Raw genomic sequence first — 25,169 nt, forward strand, 5'->3', positions numbered from 1 at the left:
ACGATCGACGATGCTAGAACTGCGGCGTGTATTTCACACTGAACATCACGTTGCGCGGATCGCCGTAGTTGTTGTTGCCATTGATCTGGTTGTAGGCCGCCGTGAAGTAGGTCTTGTCAAACAGGTTGTTGGCGTTCATCGCCAGCTCGATTTCCGACGTGAGCTGGTAACCGACACGGGCATTCCACACGGTGTAACCCGGTACGTTGACGGTGTGGTCGTAACCGATCGTGTGGGTTTGAGCAACGAAGCCCAGGCCCGTGCTGACACGGTTCCAGTCGCCGCTGAACTGGTAGTTGCCCCACACGCGCAGCATGTGTTTCGGCGTCCACCAGCTGAAGACCTTGCCTTCGTTCTCCGGGTCTTTGAGGTACTTGGTGGTGTTGTAGGTGTAGCCGGCAAACAGTTGCAGATTGTCGATCACTTCGCCGCTGATTTCAGCGTCGAGACCCTGGCTGCGCACTTTGCCGGATGCCTTCGAGCAGTACCAACCGTCGCAGATTTGCCCACCGTCCGTGTCGAGAGTGGCACGGTTTTCCTGGTCGTAACGGAACAGGGCCAGGGACGTATTGACCCGACCCTCCATCAACTCACCCTTGAGACCCACTTCGTAGTTCGTACCGATAATCGGTTTAACGACCGAGCCGCCTGTATCGCGTTCGGTTTGCGGTGTGAACACGTCGGTGTAGCTGGCATAGACCGCCCATTCGCGGCTCAGGTCATAGACGATACCGGCGTAGGGCGTCACTTCGCCGTTTTCGTTGCTGGTGCTTTCAGGATCGGCGGTGATGCTGGTTGCGTCCTGGCGCCACGATTTATAGCTGTAGTCGTACCAGCTCACCCGTGAGCCGAGCACCAGGGTCAGCGGATCGATCGGCTTGACCCGCCAGCTGCCATACAGGCCTTTTTGGCGGATGTCATATTTGCTCGGCGTCCCACGACCTCCGGGGCTATCGAGCAAACCGTCGTAACTGATTTCCGGACGATCGTGATCAATGTTGAAGATATTGTCGGTGCTGTTATTGAAGGTCCGGGCGAATTTGTCGTCCGACGTGTACTTGGAATAGTTGCCGCCCACCATGATTTCCTGCTGCATGGACAAGGCTTCGAACTTGCCGTTGAGGTTCATGTCCAGGGCGACTTTGGTGGAATCCATATCCGTCACGAAGTCAGCGTATTGCACACCGCTGCCATCGGCATTGATGCCGGTGCCACTGGATTGCACCCTTGTGTTCTTTGCCTTGTTGGTTTCAGTCATGCGCACAGCGCCGACCTTGAAGGCCCAATCGTCGTTGAAACGGTGTTCCAGGTCGGTGTAGAGCGTGGTGACATCGATATCCGAATGGTTCCACTTTGCCCCGGTGTACGTCTTGCGCGGCAGGTCGATGGGTTTGCCGTCGGCGTAACGCGGGAAGCCGCGGACATTCGAGCGCGATTCGCCGTCGGACTGGCTGACTGCCAGGCCCAGGGTAGTGGCCTCGCTCAGATCGAAGTCCAGCGCGCCGTACAGCGAGGTGGTCTTGTACCACTCGGAATCGACGAACGAGTGGGTGTCATCCTGGTCGGCAACCAGGCGTCCGCGCACAGTGCCGGCCTGGTTCAGCGGCCCGCCGGCGTCCAGCTGCAGACCGTAGTGATCCCACGAGCCGGCCTTGCCGGTGAGGGTTACGGTCGGTGCGTTCTGGCCGCGTTTGCGCACCAGGTTGACCGCGCCGCCGGGGCTGCCGGTGCCCTGCAGCAAACCGGACGCGCCACGCAGCACTTCCATGCGATCGAAGAAAATCAGGTCCTGCGTGGCCCAGTTGCCCAGCGCGTAAGTGTTGCGCGGGATCGGCACGCCGTCGTACTGCCAGTCATCGATCTGGAAGCCGCGCGAACTGAGGACCAAGCCTCTGCCGACGCCTTGAGCCCCGACCACGCCGGTGGTCTTGTTGGCCGCGTCTTTGAGATCGACGATATCCTGATCGTCCATTTGCTTGCGGGTCATCACCGTGACCGACTGCGGAATTTCCTTGAGGGTATGGCTGCCCTTGCCGATGGTCACCGCCCGCGCGGCGTAGGAACCCGAGCCTTCGGTGGTGGCGTCGGTGCTGCGCTCGACAATGGTGGTGACGCCCAGTTGCAACGCTGCGCTGTTGTCCGCGGCTGGCTCGACGCTGAAGTTACCTTGTCCGGTCACTCGCAATTGCAGGCCGCTGCCTGCCAAGGCCATCTGCATTGCCTGTTCCGCGGGCATCTGGCCGACCACTGCCGGCGCCTGTTTGCCCCGCACCAGCGACGGCTCCAATGAAACGATATGCCCGCTCTGGCTGGCGATGGCATTCAGCGTGCTGGCGAGTGGGCCGGCCGGCAAATTGAACGTCAGGTCTTGCGCCTGCGACAGGGCAGAGCTCGCGAGGGTTGCCAGGGCGACGGCGGCGGAAAGGGCGTGGGGCCACGGGTTGAACACAGCGTTCTCCTGAAAATGTGGAAGTGTCAGGAGATAGGTGGGACGAGAAATGAAAACCGGACACGAATGAGAGCGATTTGCAAAAAAAATCTTCCCGCGGGGTTATTTCGCACGAATCAGCGTCAACCATGGGCTGTAGCGGTCCACGCGAATCGGCAAAGTTTCCGCCAACGCCATGAACACCCGATCGGGATCGTTCAACGGAAATACGCCCTGGACGCGCAAGCCTCGAACGTCGGGCGCCACGCGGACAAAACCCCGGCTGTAAGGGCGTAGCGCGTCGACGACTTGCTCCAGTGGATCGTCCAGTACATTCAATCGACCGCTCAGCCAGTCGGCGCGATGACGCTGATCGCCGGCGACCGGTGCAATTTTTCCCGCATACAGCATGGCCGATTGACCTTCCTGCAGGTCGAGCGTCGTGCCATCGAACAGGCGGGCTTCGACCGAGTGCTGCAGCACCACGACGCGAGTGACGTCTTGTTCCTGAGCCACCAGGAATCGGGTGCCCAGCGCACGTGTTTCCCCTTGAGCGGTCCGCACGCGCAGTGGACGCTTGGGGTCAGCCGCCACCTGAATCACCAGTTCGCCATGGCGCAGAATCACCAGTCGTTGCTTGTCATCGAAGCGCAGATCCACCGCGCTGTTGGCGTTGAGACTCAGGCGACTACCGTCGGCCAGCGTGAAGTTTTGGCGCTGGCCGCGAACGGTGTGCAGATCCGCCAGCAGCGAGTCACCCAGCGGGCTGCGAACACCCAGCCATGCGCCGCCGCCCAGCAGGCCCAGGCCCGCGATCACGCGCAGCGTATCGCGGCGTGAACTGCGGGGTTGCAGCAGCAGTTGCCGTGCTTCGTCGGCCTGGCCGGGCAGGCGTCGATCCAGCGTACGAATCGTGTTGAAGGAACCCCCGAGGCGCTCCTGCAATGTTGCCCAGGCGCGGGCGTGTGCGGGATCCATCATCAACCATGCGTTGAACCGTTCTTGCAGTGCGGCATCGGGCTTGCCGGCACGCAGGCTCACCATCCAGTCAATGGCCTGCTCGCTGACCGGGTCAAGGCGCGCTTTGCTCATGGCGCGAACTCGCTCAGATAGCACTGACACAATGCCTGTTTCATGTAGCGGCTGACCGTACGCTCCGACAGCCCCAGTTTTTGAGCAATCGCCACGTAGCTCAGACCGTCCAGCTGGCTGTAGAGGAACGTGGTTTTGACGACCATTGGCAAGCCGTCGAGCGCTCGGTCGATGGCGACCAGGGCTTCGATCAGCTGTAGTTGTTCTTCCGGGGAGGGCGCGAACGCTTCGGGCAGCGTGGACAGGCGTTCGAGGTAGGCCAGTTCCAGTTTGCGCCGGCGATGGCGGTCAAAGATCAGCCGTCGGGCAATGGTCGAGAGGTAGGCGCGGGGTTGTTCGATGCTGTCCGGGTCCACCCGGGCCACCAGCATCTGGCAAAACGTATCGGCGACGGTGTCCTCAGCGTCCGCGTGATTGCGCAGGCGCCGCTGGATATGCTGCAGCAGCCAGCGATGATGGTCGCTGAAAAAGAAGCCCAGCTTGCTGGTTGGAGGAGATTGCACCGGTTGGCTTTCCAGATGTTAGTGTGAATCGTTCTCAATACTACCTTTGAGAGGATGACCACTGCAATCTCTGACTTCGCCAAGGGAACGGGCACTTCTTTGGTTCAACGATCCGCCAGTTCTTCCAGCAGGTCTGCTGAAGGAACGAAGAACAGGCCTCCGGTGACCGCCGTGCTGAAATCGAGCAAACGGTCGTAATTGCCCGCGGGTCTGCCGACAAACATGTTCTCGAGCATCAGCTCAAGCGGGGCAGGCGAGCGCGCATAGCCGATGAAATACGTGCCGAACTCACCGGCGCCCGGGCGACCAAAGGGCATGTTGTCGCGCAGGATTTTTACTTCCTGACCGTCTTGGGTAATCGTCGTCAAGGCGCTGTGCGAGGAGGTCGGTTTGACCGAATCATCGAGTTCGATGTCGGACAGTTTGGTTCGCCCGATAACCCGTTCCTGAGCCTCGACGGACAACGCGTTCCAGGCAGTCATGTTGTGCAGGTACTTTTGCACCAGCACATAGCTGCCTGCGGTGAACGACGGATCTTCGTTGCCCACGAGCGTGAAGTCGACAGCCTTGCGACCGACCGGGTTTTCGGTGCCATCCACGAAACCGATGATGCTGCGCATATCGAAATAGCGAAAACCCTGGATTTCATCGACGACCGAAACCGCCTCTCCAAGTGATGACAGTAACTGCGTTGCCAGTTCGAAGCAGAGGTCCATCTGGTCTGCACGGATGTGCAGCAAAAGGTCGCCGGGCGTCGCAATGGCTCGGCGTCCCTCTACACCAAATTCGCGAAAGGCATGCAGTGAGGCAGGGCGCGGATTGCCGAACAGCGCGTCCCACGCCGTAGACCCAAAACCGCAGACACACGACAGGTTACCGGAGGGAACGCGTTTGCCAACCGATCGTGTCAGGGCCGCGACATCGGCGCACCAGGCCCGGACTTTACCGGCAGCGTCACTGCCAGGCGCCAGCGTTGCCACGATAAAAATTGCGCTGCTGGTTATGGGGTTACAGACGGCTTGAGGTTCAGGCGTTTGGTTATCCATTGGCGTCCACGTTGTCCAGGAGAGTTGCGACACTCTAGCGTTCTCGCCAGTGGAGTGAAACACGCGTGTTCGGTCTGAACGCTGACGCTGTTCCTGGTTGAGATAAAAGGGGACAGGGCTCGAATACCCCATCCCCTTCATCACGTCACAATCAGAACTTGAACGCCTGGCGCCCAACCAGCAGCCATTTGCCTTTCTGCTTCTGCCAGATCTGGAAGTTCTCGATTTCGGTCGGAATCACTTCGGTGCCTTTCAGCGCCTGTGCCGAGAAATGGTTGCGAACCAGGGCGACGTCACCGGAGAGGGTGATGGTCTGGTTTTGCATCTCCAGGGTTTTGAACGCGCTTCGGCCGGTTTCGATGTCGGCAATGTATTCCTGTTTGTTCTGGATCTTCCCGCTGGAATGCCCGTAGGTCAGGTTCTCGGCGGTCAGCGCGTTCAGTTCGGGAATGTTCTTTTTCAGCATGGCTTGGGTCAGGTGGTCGACGGCCTGCGCCACATCTTTCTCAGCGGAGGCTGGTGTGGCGGCGACGTAGCCACTGAACAGGCACAGAAAACCAATCAGCACTTTCATTTTTTTCATGGGTGTTTCCTTGTTGTTGTGGGTGATCGAGTGAGGAATAAAAGGGGTTATTCATCAGTCGTCGTACAACCTAGCATGTGCTGTGGGAAAAACGAACTTGCAGGCCGGGCTTTTCTCGAAGTCAGGAACCGCGCAGGCTTATCGCGTCATCGTTGAAAAACACGGCCGCGCCACCCCGCGAAAGCTTGGAAGCTGCAGCCATCGCGAATGGGTCCTGATGTTGGGTGAAGCCCATTACGTGCGTTACGACGAGACCACCGCTGCACGCTTGTTGAGCCTGGGCAAAAAGCTCAGACCCTGCAGGCGCTTCCGGGCCCCAAGGCCCGCGCTGTATCCAACCTGTGAGGCGCTCAAATCCACATCCCCGGTACGAGCTCACGCTGCTGGTTCCCCTCCGCGGCAAAACGCAAAAAGCGCCGATGACGACCGCATGTCGCAAAAGCACGAACACATCGACATAACCTTCAATTCCCCTGCGTCGCGGTCGATAACCTGTTCAGACGCCATCCACGAATGGCTGTAGCCAACTGACCAGGGGACCCACAGAGTGTCGATAAAATTACGCTTGATCCTGCTGATTGGCACCGGTCTGCTCACGGCCTTGATCATGAGCCTGGTGAGTTACCTGGGAAATTCGCAAATGGCGACCGCGGTGAACGACAACGAGGTCAGCATGACCGCGCTGCGCAATCACCTCGAAGCCGACATGATGCACGACGCATTACGCGCCGATGTGCTGTCGGCGATGTTGGTCGGGCTCGGCAAAAGCACCAGTACGAATGCCGAAGTGCGCAGTTCCATCGAGGAACACGCGTCGCACTTTCGTGAAGTGCTGGGTGAAAACCTCAAGCTGCCGGTCAACGACACCATCAAGGCCGGCTTGAACACGATCAAACCCAGCCTCGATACCTACATCAACGCCGCCGAGCGCATTGTCGGGCTGGCCCTGGGAAATCCGGATGCGGCACAAAAAGAGCTGGGTAACTTCAACACCGCGTTCAGCCAGCTGGAAGACCAGATGGCTGCCCTCAGTGAGCTGATCGAGACCAACACCCAGCAGACCAGCGCAGGCACTCAGCAGGTCATCGGCAACGCCAATCTCACGCTGGGCATCGTGCTTGCCGCCAGCCTGTTGCTGCTGCTCGCCCAGGGACGCTGGGTGATTTTGAGCATCATGGGGCCGTTGCAGACTGCGAGCCGTATCGCCGAGAGCATCGCCCACGGCAACTTGAGCGAAACGATTGCCGAGCCCACCCGCAAGGACGAAGCCAGCGCGCTGATCCGCAGCCTGGCGACCATGCAGCGCGATTTGCGCGGCATGATCGAAGTGGTGCGCAGCAACGCCCATGGTGTCAGTGGCATGAGCGCACAGTTGAGCAATGGCTGCCATGAAGTCGCCGACAGCAGCCAGCAGCAAAGCGCCGCCGCCAGCACCATGGCCGCCGCCGCGAGTGAAATGACCGCGAGCATCGAGGACATTACCCGCCACGCCGAGCGCGCGCTGAACATGGCCAACCAGGCCGAGGCACTGGCCAAGGATGGCGGTCGGGTGATCCATCAGGTGGTCAACGACATGGACGGGATTGCGCGTTCGGCGCAGCAGTCGGCCCAGGTCATCCGCACGCTGGACAAGGAATCCGAGGGCATTTTCAGCATCATTCAGGTGATCAAGGGCATCGCCGATCAAACCAACCTGCTGGCGCTGAACGCCGCCATCGAGGCCGCGCGTGCCGGGGAGCAGGGCCGCGGCTTTGCCGTGGTGGCCGACGAAGTCCGTAGCCTGGCGGGGCGCACCAGCGCCTCTACCCAGGAAATCGCCACCATGGTCGCGCGCATCCAGCAAAGCACCCGCGAGGCGGTCACCAGCATGGAGGCGGGTGTGGCCCAGGTCGACAAAGGCATGGCCGTGACCGCCGACGTCGAACGCGCCATCCGCGAAATCCTCGAGGCCACGCTGAACACCACGCAACTGGTGAACGACATCTCCCGCACGATCGGCGAGCAGAGCCTGGCCAGCAATGAAATCGCGCATCAGGTGGAGATGATAGCGGGCATGTCCGAAGGGAACAGCAAGGTCATTGGCCAGACGGCTTCGACCACGGACGAGCTGTCCACCCTGGCGGGCAAGCTGTCCCAGTCGGTCGACAGGTTTCGTCTCTGAGACATGAAACCCGACCCTGCAGGAGTCGGCTTGCTGGCGATGCTGACAACGCGGTATCCCGTCAAACCGCGTTGATACTTTCGCCAGCAAGCCGGCTCCTACAGGTACTTATCCGTCACCGCCCCTTCTGAAGCGCTGGACACCGTCTTCGCATACTTCGCCAGCACCCCGCGTTTGTACTTCGATTCCGGCCGCACCCAGCGGGTCTTGCGATCGGCCAGTTCCGCATCGGAAACATCGACCGTGATCTGTCTGCTTTGCGCATCGATAGTGATTTTGTCTCCATCTTCGATCAACGCAATCGGCCCGCCATCAAAGGCTTCCGGCGTGATGTGTCCCACCACGAAACCGTGGGAACCACCGGAAAAACGGCCATCGGTGATCAGCGCAACGTCCTTGCCCAAGCCTTTGCCCATGACCGCCGACGTCGGCGAAAGCATTTCGCGCATGCCCGGGCCGCCCTTGGGGCCTTCGTAACGGATCACGATCACGTCACCCGCTTTCACTTCGCCGTTGAGAATGCCGGCCAAGGCGCCTTCTTCACCGTGATAGACCCGTGCCGTGCCTTCAAAACGCAGGCCTTCCTTACCGGTGATCTTGGCCACCGCGCCAGTCGGTGAAAGGTTGCCGCGCAACACAACAAGGTGCGAGTCCTTTTTGACCGGCCGATCGAAGGGCAGGATCACGTCCTGACCTTCCGGATAATCCGCCACGTTTTCGAGGTTTTGCGCGAGGGTCCTGCCGGTCACCGTCATCGCATCGCCATGCAGCATGCCGGCCGCGAGCATGCGCTTCATCAACGGTTGAATGCCGCCGATGGCGACCAGTTCGCTCATCATGTATTGGCCGCTGGGGCGCAGGTCGGCCACCACCGGCGACACCTTGCCCAGCTCGACGAAATCATCCAGCGTCAACTCGACATCCACCGCGTGCGCCATGGCCAACAGATGAAGCACCGCATTGGTCGAGCCGGCGAGGGCGATCACCACGCGGATCGCGTTTTCGAAGGCTTTGCGGGTCATGATGTCCCGCGGCTTGAGGTCCAGTTTCAGCAGCTCCATGACCTGCTGGCCGGCGCGGAAACTGTCCGAGGCCTTGTCGCTGCCGACGGCGTCCTGCGAGCTGGAACCCGGCAGGCTCATGCCCAGCGCTTCAATGGCCGAGGCCATGGTGTTGGCGGTGTACATCCCGCCGCAAGAACCGGGGCCGGGAATCGCCACTTCCTCGATCTGCTTGACCTGGATTTCGTTGATGTCGCCGCGCGCATTCTGGCCCACGGCTTCGAACACGGAAATGATGTCGGTGTGGCCGGCGCCCGGCCGGATCGTACCGCCATAAACGAAAATGGAAGGGCGGTTCAGCCGCGCCATGCCGATCAGGCAGCCCGGCATGTTCTTGTCGCAACCGCCCACCGTCACCAGACCGTCGAAGCCTTCGCACCCGGCGACGACCTCGATTGAATCGGCAATCACCTCCCGCGACACCAGCGAATACTTCATGCCTTCGGTGCCGTTGGCGATGCCGTCGGAAATGGTGATGGTGTTGAAAATCACGCCCTTGGCCCCGGCGGCATTCGCGCCCTGTTCGGCCTCTTTCGCCAGTTTGTCGATGTGCATGTTGCACGGCGTGACCATCGCCCAGGTCGAGGCGATGCCGATCTGCGGCTTCTTGAAGTCCTCGTCGGTGAAACCCACGGCTCGCAGCATCGAGCGGCCGGGGGCGCGCTCCACACCGTCGACCACTTGGGAGGAATATTTGCGCAGATCTTTTTTATCGCTCATGACTGCTCCTCAGCGGCTCGTCGAAAAAACAGATTGAGTATAGTGGCCCCGGCGCGCGTGTTCGGACTATCAGGTCGGGAACAGACGCGCGGGTTTGCGATGTCGTGATATTCTTCGCCTCAACTTGGTTTGACCTATTCAGTTTGCGTGTCCTCGAGACGCGCCAACAGAATCACTGTCGCTCAAGTAGCTGAAGCCAATAAAGATAAAAAGTCAGTTCAGTAGGGACATATAAACTGAGGTCGATGGATCACGTCGGCCTTGTGTGCCCACCCTCCGATTTCATGTGCGAGCACCCACGACATCCTGCCTGAATGCCGTGAAACAAGGGCTTGTGAGTGAAGATCGAAGGGCGGATGGCGTTTTATCAAAGGTGCTACAGATGTTTAAGAAAATGAACACGGCCCTGTTGGGGCTGGCTTTGTCGATGGGGATCACGTCCGTTCACGCGGAAGAGGCAAAGAAAGTCGATGTGTTGCTCATCGGCGGCGGCATCATGAGCGCGACCCTGGGTGTCTGGCTCAATGAGCTGGAACCTGGCACTTCGATGGAAATGATCGAGCGCCTTGACGGCGTCGCCCTGGAAAGCTCCAACGGCTGGAACAACGCCGGTACCGGTCACTCTGCCCTGGCCGAGTTGAACTACACCCCGGAAGACGAGAAGGGCAACGTCTCGATTCCGAAAGCCGTTGAAATCAACGAAGCGTTCCAGATTTCCCGTCAGTTCTGGGCCTGGCAGGTTCAGCAAGGCGTGCTGAAAAACCCGCGTTCGTTCATCAACTCCACGCCGCACATGAGCTTTGTGTGGGGCGACGACAACATCAAGTTCCTGAAGAAACGCTACGAAGCCCTGCAGGCGAGCCCGCTGTTTGCCGGTATGCAGTATTCCGAAGACCCGGCCGTGATCAAGAAGTGGGTTCCGCTGATGATGGAAGGGCGTGACCCGAACCAGAAAATCGCGGCCACCTGGTCCCCGATCGGCACCGACGTCAACTTCGGCGAAATCACCCGCCAGTTCGTTGCGCACCTGCAAACCACGCCGAAGTTCGACTTGAAACTGTCTAGCGAAGTGCAAGACATCACCAAGAACGAAGACGGCACTTGGCGCGTCAGCTACAAAAACCTGAAAGATGGCAGCAAATCCGAAACCGACGCCAAATTCGTGTTCATCGGCGCGGGCGGCGGTGCATTGCACCTGCTGCAGAAGTCCGGGATTCCTGAAGCCAAGGAATACGCAGGCTTCCCGGTTGGCGGCTCGTTCCTGGTGACCGAGAACCCGACCATCGCCGAGCAACACCTGGCCAAGGCCTACGGTAAAGCCTCTGTCGGCGCTCCGCCGATGTCGGTTCCGCACCTGGACACCCGTGTTCTGGACGGCAAGCGCGTTATCCTGTTTGGCCCATTCGCGACCTTCAGCACCAAGTTCCTCAAGGAAGGCTCGTACCTGGACCTGCTGACCACCACCACCACGCACAACGTGTGGCCAATGACCAAGGTCGGCATCAAGGAATACCCGCTGGTCGAGTACCTTGCCGGTCAACTGATGCTGTCGGATGAAGACCGCCTCAACGCCCTGAAAGAATACTTCCCGAACGCCAAGGCTGAAGACTGGCGCCTGTGGCAAGCCGGCCAGCGCGTGCAAATCATCAAGCGTGATGAAGCGGCGGGTGGCGTCCTGAAACTGGGTACCGAAATCGTTGCTTCCGCTGACGGCACCATCGCCGGTCTGCTGGGCGCTTCGCCGGGTGCCTCGACTGCTGCGCCGATCATGCTGACCGTGCTGCAGAAAGTGTTCAAGGACAAGGTCGCTTCGCCTGCCTGGCAGGAAAAGCTGCACCAGATCGTGCCGAGCTATGGCACTCAGCTGAACGGCAGCCCTGAAAAAGTGGCTGAAGAGTGGGCCTACACCGCCAAGGTGTTGCAACTGACTCCGCCGCCGGCGATCGGTCAGGTGGCGGCTCCGGCTGCCGCTCCGGCCGAGGCGCCAAAGGCACCGAAAGCCAACGCTGCGAGCGACATGGCTCTGTAATCAGGGCGTAATCTGAAAGCCCACTGAACCGGTGACGGTCAGTGGGCTTTTTTGTGGGCGAAGACACTGCAGGAGCGAGCTTGCTGCGGGTGGCGTTCCGACGATGGTCGTCAACGATAATGCGAAACACCAGATGCCCCGTGGCGACCTTGGTTTTTTCGCGAGCAGGCTCGTTCCTACAAAATGAAATGTGGTGTAAACCGATTTGAGCACTAGACACGGGTTTCAATCCGGAAAGACCGGTAGGCCGCCTTGCAAAGTCCCGGCCTTATATCTTTACTGTTACTCAATGTAATCGCGCTGCATCATAAAATATGTCTTGTTTTTCAAGGTTTAAGCGCGCTTATTGAAGTTCCGCCCGGATCTTTTATATCTGATCTGCCTAAGATAAAGCTCAAAGGATGACGAAAAGTGAAAGATAACTTGGCGGCAGTTATCCGAAAACTCATTTCCCCTTCAATGCGGTATGAAATGAGGCAGGCTTCAAGTTGTCTGCGAGACATCCTTGGGCGTGCGTGTGTCTGGCGTTGGGAAATTGCCAGGTTCAGGCTGCAAAAGGACAGTCCTTACGAGATCCTCTATATCGGGAGGAAACAGCAACGGGAAATGGCCAAGCTACTCATCGGGGGGAAGAACACCTCTGTGACTGACGGCGAGCCGAAACCCGCCGAGTCGAATCATGTGGTGGTCAGTGAGGTGCGGACCCCGGGGACTTTGTCTATTCCCTTGTATCTGAGTGCCGTCGTTCCGCTGGGGCGCTCCATCGAGGACATCACCGCAAAATACGATGGTGAGCTGCGTCGAAACATCCGCAAAAACCGACCGCACTATCACATGAGGCCGGCGCTGCTGGATGAAGAAATAGACAAGGCCGACAGGGAAATGCTTCGGCCTTATGCCCAGGCAAGGCATCCACGCTGCGCAATTTCCCACCGAGGAAGTGTTCAGGATCGCCAGGACTGTCGGGCGGCTCGACCTGATCATGCGGGATGACGAAGTAATTGGCTGTCACCTGGGCTGCGCCGTAACGCGTGGCGGAAAACGCTATTGGAGCACGCTGCGTTTCGGGTACACCGAGGCGGTTTTTTCAGATGCCAAGCGACTGGGCGAGGTCAACGCGATTACCACCTTCATGGCGCTTGAGTCGGCGATCCATGAAGGCTTCGATTATTACGACATCGGTCTTTGCGTGGCACGGCCGGATGAAGGACTGCTGAAATGGAAACGAAGGCGCGGCGGTGACGTTGATTCCCTGGGCAACCACGCTTATATGTTTCTGCGACTGCCCAAGGCAGGAGTCGCCAGATTCCTTTGGGACACGCCGCTTTTTGCTGCCGAAGGAAAGGAATTGACCCTTCACCTTGGCTTGCCTGACGGGCCAAGCGATGAGGAGGCCGCCAGCCGCTATCATGAAATGGTATTCGGCGGGCTGCACAAGATTTATCTCTACTGCGCGCAGAACTCGGGCGAACAGTTTCTCGAAACCTTGCGCAGTCGCTACGCTAACTTGCAGACCCCACCCGTTATGGAAAGGATTCCATCCAGCTGAGTATTTTCAGAACGTTCTGTCCAGAAGGGAGGACTTTTCATGGAAAGCGATGTCTCGCACATCAGCACTTCGACCGCTGGCAATCGAAGGAAATGGACCCTTGCCGCCTACAGGTACATGGCAAGAAAAAGACTCGCGCGCAAGGCAGAGATCAACCTGAAAAGCCTGGCGGTCAAACGCTGGGACGTTGCGCCGGGTGGCGTATCGTACTCTCCACCGGCTTTCTTCCTGCCCGGTCAGATGGAACGCGTGACGGGGTGGGAGGCAAAGCGTTTTTATCCGTTCGAGCATCCGGCGCGCACGATGGAAGGGCTGGGTGACGTGGTCCAAGGCCCGACACGCGGTTATTTGCTCGAGAATGTCTGGCTGATCGATGGAGCGCTCTACAAGGACAACGCAAGTTTCTGGTTGTCTCTCAAGCCCGGCAGGTTTCCGCGCATTGTCGTGGAGCATGAGATCGACCGCGCGGCCGTCTTCTGCACGCAGAATGGCAATACCTGGTTTGGTACGCGGTTGATGGAAGACTTCCCGACCTATCCATTGGCCTGCGATGAAGGCGTCCCGGTGACCACCGCGCCATCCGCCCGGTTTCCTCTCTCTGCCCAGACTCTCGCGTACGAAGAGTGGCTTGGCATGAAGCCGGTTCGCTTGAACGGCGCGTTTTTTCATGAGCTCGTGCTATTCGACGATTTCAGCAACAACCAAAGCAGGCACCTGCGTTACCGGGCCATGGGGGAAAAGCTGCTGTCGCACGTGAGCCATGAGGATCACCCGGGCGTGTTCATTCTTCGCGGTAGCGCCGGCGACTTGCGCCTTTTGCGCAACGAACTCGAGATTGCCGAACATCTGCGCAAGACTCGAGGTTTTCGTGTACTCGATCCTTTGAAAACCGACGTCCCGACCATCGTGGCGACCTGCGCCGGAGCGCGGACCGTGATCGGGGTCGAAGGCAGTCAGCTCGTACACGGTGTCAATGTATTGCAGCAGGGCGGTTCGTTGCTGACGCTGCAGCCACCGAACCGCTTCGTCAGTTACTTCAAATACCTGACGGATCGCGACCAGCAGAATTTTGGCTTTGTGGTCGGTACGCCTGAGGGCGATGGCTTCAAAATCGATATTGAAGAGGTGGAGCGCACATTGGACCTGTTTCCTTCATGACGGCCGCCCGGGCTCTGTGATCCGCAGTTTTTTACCCAATCTGCCACTTTCGCCACAAGGGCGGCGGATCTAAAGTCGAGGGCGCCTCTTCAGGGAACTTCTGGTCATGTACAGCCCGCTTGCCCTCCCGGCTACCGCTCGCCACTTCCACGACCGCATCTACGCCGGCGACATCATGCTTGTCGCGGACTTGCAGCCCATGACAGCACTGGTCGAGTTCACCCGTGCCTTCCTCGAAGAGGCGCTGCATCCCTGGCCGCCACAACACATCCATCGCTACTTGAGCCACGAACAGCAGACGGTGCTGTTCGCAAAATGCCAGAACGAATTCGCTCGCTCGGCCGAGATCCAGCGCCTGTGGCAGGCGGTCATCGCACAGCTTGGGTTGACCCCGGATTCTCTGGCGTGCGATCGATTGCACCTGCGTTTCCAGCCCCACCGGGAAGCCGAGCAGTTCACCCCACGCGCCCGCACCACGGCCACCATCGCCTTCCACCGCGATACATGGGGCTCGAACATGTACGCGCAGACCAATTGGTGGGCGCCGGTCTATCCGGTCACGGCCGGTCGGACGTTCGCGTTGTACCCCGGCCTGTGGCAGCGGCCGCTGCTCAATTCGAGTGTCACCTTCGATATGCGCGCCATTTTGCAGCGCTCCCATCAGGACGGACGCAACGCAGTGGACGCCGACGAGGCCATCCCGCACCTGCTGGAGGCAATAGATTGGGAAGAGGGGATTGCCGTTGAGATCGCGCCGGGCAGTCTGATCGCCTTTTCCGGTGCCCATGCCCACGTCGGTGTCGGCAACAGCACCGGCCTGACACGGATCTCGTTCGAGACGCGCTCGGTTCTGATCGCCGACGTGATGGCCGGGTTGGGCGCCCCCAACATCGACGGTTACGCGCCGTGGCAGACGCCGGGGTTGTTTCGCCGGATGAGCGACGGCATGCGCCTGAGCGAAATTCTTGGCTGTGGAGTAGTTGAGCGCTATTCGCGGCCAGCTTGAAAAAGCGCTGCGAATGGGGCTAGATCCTTCCCACATCCCTCGTCGCCTGGATCTGTTTATGCCGCTGAGTTTTCACAAGATGCACGCCAATGGCGATGACTTCGTTGTTGTCGACGCACGAAACTCGGCCAACCCAGTGACCAGTGCCATCGCTCGGCGAATGGGCGATCGCAACCGCGGCATCGGATTCAATCAACTCGCGGTACTGCTCGATTGCGATGACGCCGCCGCGCGCGTGGTGTTCTGGAACGCCGATGGCTCACCGCTGGATGCTTGCGGCAGCGCAACGCGCGGTGCCGCGGACAGGCTGATGCGCGAAGCCAATTCCACCTCGATTGTGCTGCGCACCAACCGGGGTTTGCTGACGTGCGAACGAACCTCGACCGGCGCCATTTCGGTCAGCATGGGCGCGCCGCTTTTTGGCTGGTCGGATATTCCTTTGGCTCAGGAACTGGATACGACTGTCCTGCCCCTGGAGGGAGGCCCGACCGCGTGCAGCATGGGCAATCCGCACTGCACTTATTTTGTGGATGACCTGACGGCGATTGATATCGCGAGCATCGGGCCGGCCATTGAAACCAACCCGCTGTTTCCCCTTAAAACGAACGTGCATTTTGTTCAGGTTATTGACCGCAAGCACATTCGGTTGCGTATTTGGGAACGTGGGGGTGGAATTCCGCTGGGTTCAGGTTCTTGCTGTTGTGGTGCGGTTGTTAATGGGATTCGTCGGGGTTTACTGGATGAATCCGTTGAGGTCGAGTGTGATGGTGGGAGCGTGACGGTTCAGTGGGATGGCGTAGGGGCGGTGTTTCTTACTGGGCCGGTGGAGGCGACTTTTTCGGGGACCATCGCGGATGGCTTATTGAACGCTTGATTGGCGCTTTTTCGTAGTAAGCGGTGCAGCCCCGTTGGGCTTCGAAGAAGACTTAATGGATTCATTCATCGTCATGTATTAGCTCCAAGGCCTTGATCCACTCGGTCGGAGCTTCAAATTTTGCGTAATACGACTGTTTTTCTGAATCACTTAATTGAGTGAAAAAAGGCAGGAAGTAGTTGTCGTTGTAGTAACCCTGCGCGCCTTGCATATGGCCACCCCCAACGCGCCGCCGATGCCTTGCAGCACGCGGGCCAGAACAAACATTTCGATGTTCTGGCTTAGCCCGCACAGGAGCGAGGCGAGGGTGAACACGACGATTGCGCCGGCGAAGACTCGCCGCGCTCCAAAGCGGTCGGCGATCCAGCTGGAAAGCGGGATGAAGATTGCCACCGCCAGAATGTAGGCGGTGATGCCCACGTTCATGTCGACCGGTGTGATCTCGAAGGCGCTGGCCATGATGGGCAGCGCGGTCGCGATGACGGTCGCGTCGAGGTTTTCCATGAAAAAGGTCACCGCCACCACCAGCGCGATCAGCCGGGTTTGCAGGCTCAGGCCGGACTCGGTTGTGGTACGTGGATCGGGCGTGGCGGGTGACTTCACCGAGGTGATCCTTTTTCGAGACGCGTCAAACAGAAAACGTCGCGATGAGTTTTACCACTCCGAGCCCACTCAGTCCCTAACTCCGGGACTTGAGACGTTCGACGATCGCCTTGCCCACGTCCAGTGCTGAGCCCGGGTTTTGTCCAGTCACCAGTTCGCGGTCAATGACGACGTTGGAAGTCCAGGGCGAGGTGTTGCTGCGATAGACGCCGCCCGCTTGTTCCAGTGCCGTTTGCGGATAGAACTTCATGGCGCCGCCATTGAGCAAGCCCTTGGCCAGTTCCTCTTCCTGATTGCTGATGACCGTGAATTTATAGCCGGTGTAGGTCCAGCCTTTTGTCGAGGCTTTGCCGCCGGTCTCGAGTTGTCGGGTGAAAGCGACAGGATCGGCCAGGGTCGACAGCAGGGCAATCGGGCCGTGGCAGACGAGGGCAGTGGTCTTGCCGTTGTCATGGAAGTTATTCAGCAGCTTGCCCAGCGCGGCGCTGTGCAGCAGGTCCTGCATCGGCGCATGGCCGCCGGGGACGTAGACGGCATCGAACTGTTCGTAGCCGATCTGTTCGACCCGCGCCAGGCTGATGACCGGCGACTCACCTTTCGAGGTGATTTTCAGGTGATCCAGCAGTGCCTTGTGGGCCTGCAAGGCCGCCACGTCATTGTTGAAATACATCTTGTCGTTGGACGACTGGTCCAGAGTCGGCGCCTTGCCGGTCGGGGTGGCGAAGGTCACCGAGTGCCCGGCATCGAGCAGCAGTTTTACCGGTTGCATCAGTTCGTTCAGGTAGAAACCGGTGGCGAAGACCTTGTTGTCCTTGAGGTCGAGGTGGTCGGAATCTGACAGCACGATCAGGACATTGCCGGCCTGTGCGTTGAAGGCGGCGGCGGAAATGGTCATGGCGAGGGCGAGTCGGGCGATAGGGCGCATGGGGCTTCCGTGAGTGATCGATCGGCGGGTGCTGATCGTTGATTCACTATATTCATGCCTCCGTGGGCGATAAACTCGCTGCAAAGGAAAGCACTTGTTCTTTGGAGGTCAAGGTGAGCCGGCGATTCGATTATCTCGCGGACGTTGAAGTGTTCGTCACCGTGGTGGAACAGGGTTCGTTGAGCGCCGGGGCGGTGTTTCTGGCGACCACACCGTCGGTGGTCAGCCGGGCGATTTCGCGCCTGGAAGCGCGTCTCGGGGTCCAGCTGTTGCGACGCACGACCCGACGCCTGAGCCTGACCGAGGCGGGCCTGCTGTACCTTGAACAATCACGCGCGGCGTTCGGGTTGATCGATGATGCCGAGCGGACGATCCAGGGGCAGGAGGGCGAGTTGACCGGGCGGGTGCGGCTCAGTGTGCCGACGACCTACGGGCATTACCGGTTGCCGCCCTTGCTGTCTCGATTTACGCGGCAGTACCCGCAGGTGCGCATCGAGTTGAGCATCAGCAATCGCAATGTGGATCTGGTGGCGGAGGGGTATGACCTGGCGATTCGTCTCGGGCAATTGCCGGACAGTGGCCTGATCGGCCGCAAGCTTGAAGACGCGGGTTTGTGCCTGGTCGCCGCACCGGATTACCTGAGTCGTGCCGGCACGCCGCGCAGTGTCGACGAACTGTCGGCGCATGCCTGCCTGCCGTTTGTGATGCCCAGCAGCGGTCGCGTCGGGCCCTGGCTGTTTCGCGAACAGGGGGTGGATCGGGAGTGGATACCTGAGGCGAATGTGCAGGTGTCCGACGACGTGCTGGGCATTGTGTCTCTGGCCGAGCACGGCATGGGGATCTGTCAGAGTTACGACTTCATCGTCCGTGAGCGGATTCAAAGTGGCCGCCTGGTGCCGCTGCTCGAACAGTCGGGCGGACGCTCCCGACCGTTCTCTGTGATCTACCCGCCCCATCGCCAGTTGTCCGCGACAGCGCGGGCCTTGATCGACTTTCTGACCCGGGAAGTGGCCACCGACGACCTTCTTTGAAAAAGCACTCACCGTTGCAGTGAGCGCCGGCCGGCCTGGCTTCGCGCGTCAGATTTTATCGATCGGCACCCCGTGGTTGTTCTTCCACATCAACACCACGGCACTGGCGATCACGGCGACCACGATCAGGTAAATGTTGAACATCCACCCCATGTTTTCCGAGTACAACCAGGTCGTCAGGTACGAAGCCGTTCCGCCAAACACCGCCACACCCAAAGAAATGCACACCCCAAACATGCGTGTGCGATAGCGGGTCGGAATCTGCTCCGAGATCGAAGCAGGTTTGCAGCCGGTGATAAAGCCTACCAACAGCAAGCCTGCCGTCTGCGCCACCATCAACGTCCACGGCTCATTGGAGATCAAACCCCACAGCGGGAACAGCGTCGCGGCAATCCCCAGCAAGGAAATCAGCGCTGAAATCTTGCGTCCCCACTGATCCGAGATCCAGCCGGAGATCGGCAGGAACACCAGGTAAATGACCTGTGCAATACAGCTCATGGTGAACGCACTGCGCGGGTCCATGCCCTTGACGCTGATGGCGTAGATCGACGCTGAAGTGACCCACGTGTAATACGTCAACGTGGCGCCGGCTTCATAGAGAAACAAGCGAACGCCGTGTTGAATGATGGTGCCGCGGCTCCACGCCGGTTCTTCGGACATGCCACCGGCACTTGGGCTGTGTTCGCTTTCCATCATGTTGCGCCGCAGCCACAAGGCAAAAACCGCCAACAGGCCACCGGTGGCGAAAGGGATGCGCCAGCCCCATTCCTGCATTTCACTGACGGACAACAACGACGTCAGCAAGGCCATGTAAAACGTCGCCAGCAACGATCCGCAACCGACGGCCAGAAACACCGTGCTCGACCATAGCCCGCGGTGTTTCGGCGGCGCGATTTCAGCGATGTAGGCGTAAGAGGTGGTGGTTTCGCCGCCATGGGCAAAGCCCTGCACCAGCCTGGCCAGCAGCAGGAGTGCTGAGGCCCAACTGCCAATCGCGTCATACGAGGGAATGAACGCAATCAGCAAACTGGCGCCGGCCATCAGCAACATGGTGCTGAGCAACACCACGCGCCTGCCCAGCCTGTCGGCGAGGATGCCGAAGAAGATGCCGCCAATCGGCCGTAACAGGAACCCGGCGGCAAACACCGCCAGCGTGTTGAGCAGGGCAGAGGTGGCGTTGCTTTTATCGAAGAGTGCCGCCGCGATGTACACCGATGCGACGGTGTAGATCGTCCAGTCGAACCATTCCAGCAGGTTGCCGACGCCGGTGGCCATCAATGACTTTCTGCGCAGGGTGGTACGTGTTTTGGCCTGCCCGATCGAGTAGTCGGGCATGGTCTCGGTGATGTTATTCATTGTTGGCTCCGAGATGTTTCATGAACCACGGGATGTGGTGGGTGACGATGCGGTGCGGAAAGCTCCCTGAAAAAACGAGATGTCCCTGAAATACACAATTCTGTAGGAGCCGGCTTGCTGGCGATCCAGTCGCTGCGGTGTGTCAGGTGCACCGTGGTGATTTCATCGCCAGCAAGCCGGCTCCTACAGGTGGGGTCAGCGTCAGGCGTTGATGTGCGCCAGCGCCACTTCCTCGATCCCGGCAGCGTCGAGTTTGTAGTGCTCGTACAGGTGAGTCGGCGGGGCGATCAGGCTGTATTCGTCGTAGATGCCGTGACGCTTGAGCTTCACGCCGACGCCTTCGTCCGCCAGTACTTCAGCCACTGCGGCCCCCAGGCCACCGAGCACGTTGTGCTCTTCGACGGTCATCATGCGTTTGCTGCGGGCAGCCGCTCGCAGGATGGCGTCACGGTCGATCGGCTTGATCGACGCCATGTCGATTACGCCCACCGAGCGGCCTTCAGCGTTCATCTTGCGAGCCGCCGTCAACGCCGCATGCACGGTGATGCCGCAGGCGATGATGGTCAGTTCCTCGCCTTCAAAGTGCTCATGAGCCTTGCCGAATTCGAAGACCACACCGTCCTCGTAAACGATCGGGTCGCGACCGCGACCGATGCGAAAATACACCGGCTTGTCGTAGGTGGCCGAGGCTTTGATCGCCGCCACCAGTTGTGCGCCGTCCGCCGGCGACACGACCGCCAGATCAGCAATCGAGCGCATGGTGGCGATGTCTTCGGTGGCGTGATGCGAGGTGCCGTAGAAACCCAGGGAGATGCCGGTGTGGTGACCGATCAGGCGCACCGGTTGCGCCGAATAGGCGACGTCCATGCGGATCTGTTCGCAGCACAGCAGGCCGAGGAACGAGGCAAAGGTCGCCACGAACGGCATCACGCCGCAGGTGGCCAGGCCGGCGGCCGCCGTGACCATGTTCTGCTCCGAGATACCGAATTGCAGGTAACGCTCGGGGTAGCGGCTGGCGAACTTGTTCAGGCCGTTGGAGTACTGCAAGTCGGCGGAACCGGCCATCACCGGATAACCGGCCTCGGTCAATTCGATCAGCGCATCAGACAGGTAGGACAGCCCCGGGTTAAGCGCGTTAAGGCCACGGTACTGCCAGGAATTGGGGGAAAGAGGGGCATTCATGTTCAGATCTCCATGGCTTCAATTTCAGCGATAGCGCGTTTGGCGTCTTCCGGGTCGAGGTAACCGAGGTGCCAGCCGGGTTCGGTTTCCATGTAGGAAACGCCTTTGCCTTTGACGGTTCTGGCGATGATGCACACCGGCTTCTCACGGGTTTCATCGGCTTTGACACGGCGCAGGGTTTCAGTCACTTCGGCGATGTTGTGGCCGTCGATGACGTGCACTTCCCAACCGAACGCACGCCATTTTTCGTCCAGTGGTTCGATGCCGATCACGTCGTCGACCGAGCCGTCGAGCTGGAAGCCGTTGCGGTCGACAATCGCGATCAGGTGCCTGGCCTTGTGATGGGCGGCGCTCATCGCGGCTTCCCAGACCTGGCCTTCCTGCATTTCACCGTCTCCCAGCATCACGAACACGTCGTAGACTTCGCCGGTGAAACGCTGGGCCAGGCACATGCCCAGGCCGCCGGAGAGGGCGTGGCCGATGGAGCCGGAAGAGAAGTCGATGCCGGGCACTTTGCGCATGTCAGGGTGATCGCCCAAAGGGCTACCCAAGCGGGTGTATTCATCCAGCCATTCCTTGGGGAAGACCCCGAGGTCGGCCAGGATCGGAAACTGGCCCACGGCGGCGTGGCCCTTGCCCATCAGGAACCTGTCACGCCCCGGCCATTTCGGTTCTTCCGGGCGAATGGTCATCACGTCGTAGTACAGCGCGGAGAACAATTCGGCAGCGGAAAACACCGAGGTGTAGTGGCCGGTCTTGGCAATTTCAATCAGGCGGATCGTTTCCAGACGGACGAATTTCGCCCGGTCTTTCAACAGGCGCACAGTCTCGGCGGAGGGCACAAAATTGCTGGCTTTCCACTGTTCGAGTGTTTTGCGGGGTGCAGACATCTCTACCTCCAATCACAGGCATGAATTTGTTGAAGTTGAATCTCAGTGGCGGGTGTTGAACTTCAACGGGGTGGTTGTGGGTTCAACGGCGCTTTTGAGTCGGTGCTCAGTGGGTCAGGCCTTCAAGCGCGTGCATCGCCCCGATCAGTCCGTCGCAAGTCAGTGCGCCGCCCGATGCCGAGAAAAAATTACGCGCGTGGGGGGCTTTCAAGGTGGGCTCGGCCACTTGCATCAGCACCGAATCGTCGACGCTGAGGACGCCCAGTTCGGCCAGGTTGCGAGGCAAGCCGATACGTTGATAGAAGCTCAACATATCGCCCATGAGTTCGGCGTCGCGGTCTTCAAGCACCAGTTGCACGAGCAAGCCATACGCCACTTGAAAACCGTGAACCTGCTGTTGCGCGCCGGGGATTTTCGACAGGCCGCGGGTCATCGCGTGGGCAATGGACAGGCCACCGCTTTCGAACCCCAGGCCGCTCATCAACAGCACCGCTTCAATCAAGTGATCGAAGGCGACCGTGACTTCACCGGTACCTGCCTGTGCCAGCGCAGGTTCGGCGTATTGACGAATGAGGTCATAGCACTCGCGCGCCAGCACCAACCCTGACAGTGCCGGGCGCGCGCCAAACATGTTCACCCCACCGGACTTGAAACATTGCTCGGCTTCGAACTTTTTGGTTAACGCATCGGCAATCCCCGCGAGCAGGAACTGACGCGGTGCCTGGGCGATCAGCGACGTGTCCACCAGCACGTAGCGAGGGCTGACGAGCAGGTGACCGACTTCGCTGAGTTGATGATGGGCGTCGTAGATCACGTAGTTTTTCGAGGTGGGTGCATCGTTGGACGCTACGGTCGGCATGGTGATCAGTGCGCGACCCGAGGTGTGGGCGAGGGCTTTGCCGGCGTCGATGCACTTGCCGCCGCCGACCGCCAGGATCATGTCGAACTCGACTTCAGCAGCCGCCTTTCTCAGGCCGGCAATCCCGTCGGCGGTGATCTCGCCGTCGAAGGTGAGGTAGTGCAACTCGACGCCGGCTTGCGCACAGGTGTCGTCGAGTCGTTGCCGGATCAAACCCAGCACGTAGCTGTCGATGACGACCACGGCCTGGCGTCCGCAATGCGCCAGATAAGTGCCCGCCTGGGCGAGCACTTCAGTGCCCTGGACGTACCGTCCGGGCGAGCCGAAAACCAGATTCATTCAGCACCTCTCACTTCACTGCTTTGTTGTTATTCGAGGACTCGGCGGCAGACTGCCGGCGCCTCGGTTTTGTGTGATGCATGATATATCATGTTTTTAGACGGTCAAGCGCTCAATCGACGAGAGGCCGTCAGGCGATCGAATAACCGCCATCCACCGGCAACGTTGTGCCCGTGACGTAACGTGCGTTGTCCGACACCAGGAAGGCGATCACATTGGCCACGTCTTCCGGCGCGCCCCAGGTTTTCATCGGGATACGCGCCATGATGCCTTCGGAGCGTGCCGGGTCTTCGAAGGCGCGGCGCGACAGATTGGTCAGAATCCAGCCCGGCGCCACGGCATTGGCGCGCACGCCATCGGTCGCCCAGGCCACGGCCATGCAGCGCGTCAGTTCGGAGATGGCCGCTTTGCTCGACGCGTAGGCCGGGGTCTTGGCCGAGCCGAAAATCCCGTACATCGAGGCGAAGTTCACCACCGCACCCCGAGCGGCTTTCAGGCCGGGCAGGGCGGCGTTGGTGATGCGCAGGACCGCGGTGAGGTTGACATCCATCACGCGGCTGAAGCCTTCAAGTTCCCACTCACGGTTGTGGTCGATGATGCCGGCGGCATTGACGATGGCGTCGACGCGTTCGAATTGCTCGAAGAAGCCCGTCACCGCCTCGTCGTTGGTCACGTCCAGTTCCTGGTAATGAATGCCCTCGACACGATGCTCGGGTTCGCCGAGCCCAACGGTGAACACTTCATAACCGTCCGCGTGCAGGCGTTGCGCAGTGGCCAGGCCGATGCCGGAGCCGCCGCCGGTCACGATTGCAGTCTTTTTCATGGTCGTTCCTTATACGGAGAAGGGCGTATCAGACGCCGGTTTTGGAAAACAGAAACTCGGCCAGCAGATCGATCTGGCCCGTGATCATGTGCGCGCCTTTGTGGATGACACAGCCACGTTCGGCGGCGGCGTTCAGCAGCGGGGTGATGTCCGGGTTCATCACCACTTCGCCGACCACCGTGCCGGGGGCGAGGGTGTCGACGGGCAGTGGCAGCGGGTCCTCGGCTTTGAGACCCAACGCGGTGCCGTTGATCACCACATCGAAACCCGTCGCGTCGGCGGGGCCGGCATTGACCTGTCGATCGGGGAACAGCTGGCGCAGTTCACGGGCCAACGCTTCGGCCTTGGCCGGTGTGCGGTTGCTGATCACGAGTTCTTGAAGGGGTTCGGCGAGCAGCGCATGAGCAATGCCGGTCGCCGCGCCACCCGCACCCAGCAACAGCACACGTTTGTGGCTCAGGTCATGGCCTTGCTTTTTCAGACCGCCGACAAAGCCGTCGCCATCGAACATGCGCCCACTGAAACGTCCGTCGGGCAGACGTTTGGCAACGTTGCAGACCTTCAGCACACTCGCCGTGCCTTGGAGCTCATCGCACAGGTTCGCCACCTCCAGCTTGTGCGGGACGGTGACAATCACTCCCGCCAGATTTTCAATTCCGCGCAAACCTTCCCACGCCGTGGCGAGGTTTTCCGGTGAGACTTCCCAGGGTACGAGCACGCCGTCGTAGCCGAGTCGTTCCAGCAACGGGTTGAAAAATTCGGGGGTGCGCAGGTGTTTGGCAGGGTAGGTGAGGTGAACCACGACCCGGGTTTTACCGGTGATAGGCATTGCGACGTTCCTGTGTGATTTTATTGTGATGCATGATATATCCTTGATACTGGCGTGAGTCAACACGGGGATGAATGCGGGCGCAGTGGCAGCCGAAAACCGATGATGTATGATGCGTTATC

The 25,169-nt window shown here is 59.8% G+C and carries 19 protein-coding genes and 4 pseudogenes; 9 read left to right on the top strand and 14 right to left on the bottom strand.

Annotated features, from left to right (window positions below):
* Window positions 1-13: 13 nt before the first annotated feature.
* From PMI01S_RS21740 to PMI01S_RS21760, 5 genes are all read right to left on the bottom strand, one after another.
* Complete coding sequence (locus PMI01S_RS21740) at window positions 14-2,449, bottom strand: TonB-dependent siderophore receptor (protein ID WP_084322185.1); 2,436 nt, start codon at window positions 2,447-2,449, stop codon at window positions 14-16.
* Between the two features lie 102 nt (window positions 2,450-2,551).
* Complete coding sequence (locus tag PMI01S_RS21745; RefSeq protein WP_084322187.1) at window positions 2,552-3,520, bottom strand: FecR domain-containing protein; 969 nt, start codon at window positions 3,518-3,520, stop codon at window positions 2,552-2,554.
* Entirely contained in the window at window positions 3,517-4,023 is a 507-nt protein-coding gene (locus PMI01S_RS21750) for a sigma-70 family RNA polymerase sigma factor (RefSeq protein ID WP_084322188.1), read from the bottom strand. The genes PMI01S_RS21745 and PMI01S_RS21750 overlap by 4 nt, the downstream gene beginning before the upstream one ends.
* A 104-nt stretch (window positions 4,024-4,127) precedes the next feature.
* Window positions 4,128-5,069, bottom strand: coding sequence for a Dyp-type peroxidase (locus PMI01S_RS21755; protein ID WP_084322190.1), 942 nt, complete (start codon window positions 5,067-5,069; stop codon window positions 4,128-4,130).
* A 151-nt stretch (window positions 5,070-5,220) separates the two neighbouring features.
* Window positions 5,221-5,652: a nuclear transport factor 2 family protein gene (locus PMI01S_RS21760; protein ID WP_084322192.1), complete on the bottom strand. Its 432-nt coding sequence runs from the start codon at window positions 5,650-5,652 to the stop codon at window positions 5,221-5,223.
* Window positions 5,653-5,782: 130 nt separating this feature from the next.
* Between PMI01S_RS21760 and PMI01S_RS32085 the strand changes: the two are divergent.
* From PMI01S_RS32085 to PMI01S_RS32505, 3 genes and pseudogenes are all read left to right on the top strand, one after another.
* A pseudogene (locus PMI01S_RS32085) lies at window positions 5,783-5,944 on the top strand (DNA methylase); the annotation flags it as partial.
* A gap of 255 nt (window positions 5,945-6,199) precedes the next feature.
* A pseudogene (locus PMI01S_RS32500) lies at window positions 6,200-6,955 on the top strand (MCP four helix bundle domain-containing protein); the annotation flags it as partial.
* 132 nt (window positions 6,956-7,087) lie between these two features.
* Complete coding sequence (locus PMI01S_RS32505; protein ID WP_371850933.1) at window positions 7,088-7,813, top strand: methyl-accepting chemotaxis protein; 726 nt, start codon at window positions 7,088-7,090, stop codon at window positions 7,811-7,813.
* Window positions 7,814-7,911: 98 nt separating this feature from the next.
* Here the strand turns inward: PMI01S_RS32505 and ilvD are convergent, their stop codons facing one another.
* On the bottom strand, window positions 7,912-9,594 hold the full coding sequence (ilvD, locus tag PMI01S_RS21775; protein WP_084322196.1) for a dihydroxy-acid dehydratase: 1,683 nt from the start codon (window positions 9,592-9,594) through the stop codon (window positions 7,912-7,914).
* 382 nt (window positions 9,595-9,976) lie between these two features.
* Between ilvD and mqo the strand changes: the two genes are divergently transcribed.
* From mqo to dapF, 5 genes and pseudogenes are all read left to right on the top strand, one after another.
* Window positions 9,977-11,623 (top strand): malate dehydrogenase (quinone), encoded by a 1,647-nt coding sequence (mqo, locus tag PMI01S_RS21780; RefSeq protein ID WP_084322198.1) that lies wholly within the window; start codon window positions 9,977-9,979, stop codon window positions 11,621-11,623.
* Window positions 11,624-12,034: 411 nt separating this feature from the next.
* A pseudogene (locus PMI01S_RS21785) lies at window positions 12,035-13,172 on the top strand (hypothetical protein).
* Window positions 13,173-13,211: 39 nt separating this feature from the next.
* Window positions 13,212-14,330, top strand: a complete 1,119-nt coding sequence (locus PMI01S_RS21790; protein ID WP_084322200.1) for a glycosyltransferase 61 family protein — start codon at window positions 13,212-13,214, stop codon at window positions 14,328-14,330.
* A 106-nt stretch (window positions 14,331-14,436) separates the two neighbouring features.
* On the top strand, window positions 14,437-15,336 hold the full coding sequence (locus tag PMI01S_RS21795) for a hypothetical protein (RefSeq protein WP_084322202.1): 900 nt from the start codon (window positions 14,437-14,439) through the stop codon (window positions 15,334-15,336).
* A gap of 58 nt (window positions 15,337-15,394) precedes the next feature.
* On the top strand, window positions 15,395-16,210 hold the full coding sequence (dapF, locus tag PMI01S_RS21800) for a diaminopimelate epimerase (protein ID WP_084322204.1): 816 nt from the start codon (window positions 15,395-15,397) through the stop codon (window positions 16,208-16,210).
* A gap of 183 nt (window positions 16,211-16,393) precedes the next feature.
* On the opposite strand, the pseudogene PMI01S_RS21810 reads toward dapF, so the two are convergent.
* Window positions 16,394-16,765 (bottom strand): annotated as a pseudogene (locus PMI01S_RS21810) (MFS transporter); the annotation flags it as partial.
* A gap of 124 nt (window positions 16,766-16,889) precedes the next feature.
* Window positions 16,890-17,738 carry a type 1 glutamine amidotransferase domain-containing protein gene (locus PMI01S_RS21815; protein WP_084322208.1) on the bottom strand — a complete coding sequence of 283 codons (849 nt, stop codon included), beginning with the start codon at window positions 17,736-17,738 and terminating at the stop codon, window positions 16,890-16,892.
* Between the two features lie 113 nt (window positions 17,739-17,851).
* Here PMI01S_RS21815 and PMI01S_RS21820 point away from each other — a divergent pair, with 113 nt between their 5' ends.
* Complete coding sequence (locus tag PMI01S_RS21820; RefSeq protein WP_084322252.1) at window positions 17,852-18,769, top strand: LysR family transcriptional regulator; 918 nt, start codon at window positions 17,852-17,854, stop codon at window positions 18,767-18,769.
* A 48-nt stretch (window positions 18,770-18,817) separates the two neighbouring features.
* Here the strand turns inward: PMI01S_RS21820 and PMI01S_RS21825 are convergent, their stop codons facing one another.
* The 6 genes from PMI01S_RS21825 to PMI01S_RS21850 form a co-directional block, all read right to left on the bottom strand.
* Window positions 18,818-20,125, bottom strand: coding sequence for an MFS transporter (locus PMI01S_RS21825; RefSeq protein WP_084322209.1), 1,308 nt, complete (start codon window positions 20,123-20,125; stop codon window positions 18,818-18,820).
* Between the two features lie 201 nt (window positions 20,126-20,326).
* Complete coding sequence (locus tag PMI01S_RS21830; RefSeq protein ID WP_084322210.1) at window positions 20,327-21,307, bottom strand: transketolase family protein; 981 nt, start codon at window positions 21,305-21,307, stop codon at window positions 20,327-20,329.
* Between the two features lie 2 nt (window positions 21,308-21,309).
* Window positions 21,310-22,197 carry a transketolase gene (locus PMI01S_RS21835; protein WP_084322211.1) on the bottom strand — a complete coding sequence of 296 codons (888 nt, stop codon included), beginning with the start codon at window positions 22,195-22,197 and terminating at the stop codon, window positions 21,310-21,312.
* 106 nt (window positions 22,198-22,303) lie between these two features.
* Window positions 22,304-23,395: a glycerol dehydrogenase gene (locus PMI01S_RS21840; RefSeq protein ID WP_084322212.1), complete on the bottom strand. Its 1,092-nt coding sequence runs from the start codon at window positions 23,393-23,395 to the stop codon at window positions 22,304-22,306.
* Window positions 23,396-23,525: 130 nt separating this feature from the next.
* A complete protein-coding gene (locus PMI01S_RS21845) occupies window positions 23,526-24,218 on the bottom strand; it encodes an SDR family NAD(P)-dependent oxidoreductase (protein ID WP_084322213.1) in 693 nt (230 codons plus the stop codon).
* A 28-nt stretch (window positions 24,219-24,246) separates the two neighbouring features.
* Window positions 24,247-25,047, bottom strand: a complete 801-nt coding sequence (locus tag PMI01S_RS21850; protein ID WP_084322214.1) for a shikimate dehydrogenase family protein — start codon at window positions 25,045-25,047, stop codon at window positions 24,247-24,249.
* Between the last annotated feature and the right edge of the window lie 122 nt (window positions 25,048-25,169).

The sequence above is a fragment of the Pseudomonas migulae NBRC 103157 genome, assembly GCF_002091715.1.
Taxonomy (GTDB): Bacteria; Pseudomonadota; Gammaproteobacteria; order Pseudomonadales; family Pseudomonadaceae; genus Aquipseudomonas; species Aquipseudomonas migulae_A.

Bases quoted from the DNA above. Each gene is read 5' to 3' on its own strand.
- PMI01S_RS21745 (WP_084322187.1), bottom strand. From the start codon at position 3,520: ATGAGCAAAGCGCGCCTTGACCCGGTCAGCGAGCAGGCCATTGACTGG.
- PMI01S_RS21755 (WP_084322190.1), bottom strand. From the start codon at position 5,069: ATGGATAACCAAACGCCTGAACCTCAAGCCGTCTGTAACCCCATAACC.
- PMI01S_RS21760 (WP_084322192.1), bottom strand. From the start codon at position 5,652: ATGAAAAAAATGAAAGTGCTGATTGGTTTTCTGTGCCTGTTCAGTGGC.
- PMI01S_RS32505 (WP_371850933.1), top strand. From the start codon at position 7,088: ATGGCCGCCGCCGCGAGTGAAATGACCGCGAGCATCGAGGACATTACC.
- ilvD (WP_084322196.1), bottom strand. From the start codon at position 9,594: ATGAGCGATAAAAAAGATCTGCGCAAATATTCCTCCCAAGTGGTCGAC.
- mqo (WP_084322198.1), top strand. From the start codon at position 9,977: ATGTTTAAGAAAATGAACACGGCCCTGTTGGGGCTGGCTTTGTCGATG.
- PMI01S_RS21790 (WP_084322200.1), top strand. From the start codon at position 13,212: ATGGAAAGCGATGTCTCGCACATCAGCACTTCGACCGCTGGCAATCGA.
- PMI01S_RS21795 (WP_084322202.1), top strand. From the start codon at position 14,437: ATGTACAGCCCGCTTGCCCTCCCGGCTACCGCTCGCCACTTCCACGAC.
- dapF (WP_084322204.1), top strand. From the start codon at position 15,395: ATGCCGCTGAGTTTTCACAAGATGCACGCCAATGGCGATGACTTCGTT.
- PMI01S_RS21815 (WP_084322208.1), bottom strand. From the start codon at position 17,738: ATGCGCCCTATCGCCCGACTCGCCCTCGCCATGACCATTTCCGCCGCC.
- PMI01S_RS21825 (WP_084322209.1), bottom strand. From the start codon at position 20,125: ATGAATAACATCACCGAGACCATGCCCGACTACTCGATCGGGCAGGCC.
- PMI01S_RS21830 (WP_084322210.1), bottom strand. From the start codon at position 21,307: ATGAATGCCCCTCTTTCCCCCAATTCCTGGCAGTACCGTGGCCTTAAC.
- PMI01S_RS21835 (WP_084322211.1), bottom strand. From the start codon at position 22,197: ATGTCTGCACCCCGCAAAACACTCGAACAGTGGAAAGCCAGCAATTTT.
- PMI01S_RS21840 (WP_084322212.1), bottom strand. From the start codon at position 23,395: ATGAATCTGGTTTTCGGCTCGCCCGGACGGTACGTCCAGGGCACTGAA.
- PMI01S_RS21845 (WP_084322213.1), bottom strand. From the start codon at position 24,218: ATGAAAAAGACTGCAATCGTGACCGGCGGCGGCTCCGGCATCGGCCTG.
- PMI01S_RS21850 (WP_084322214.1), bottom strand. From the start codon at position 25,047: ATGCCTATCACCGGTAAAACCCGGGTCGTGGTTCACCTCACCTACCCT.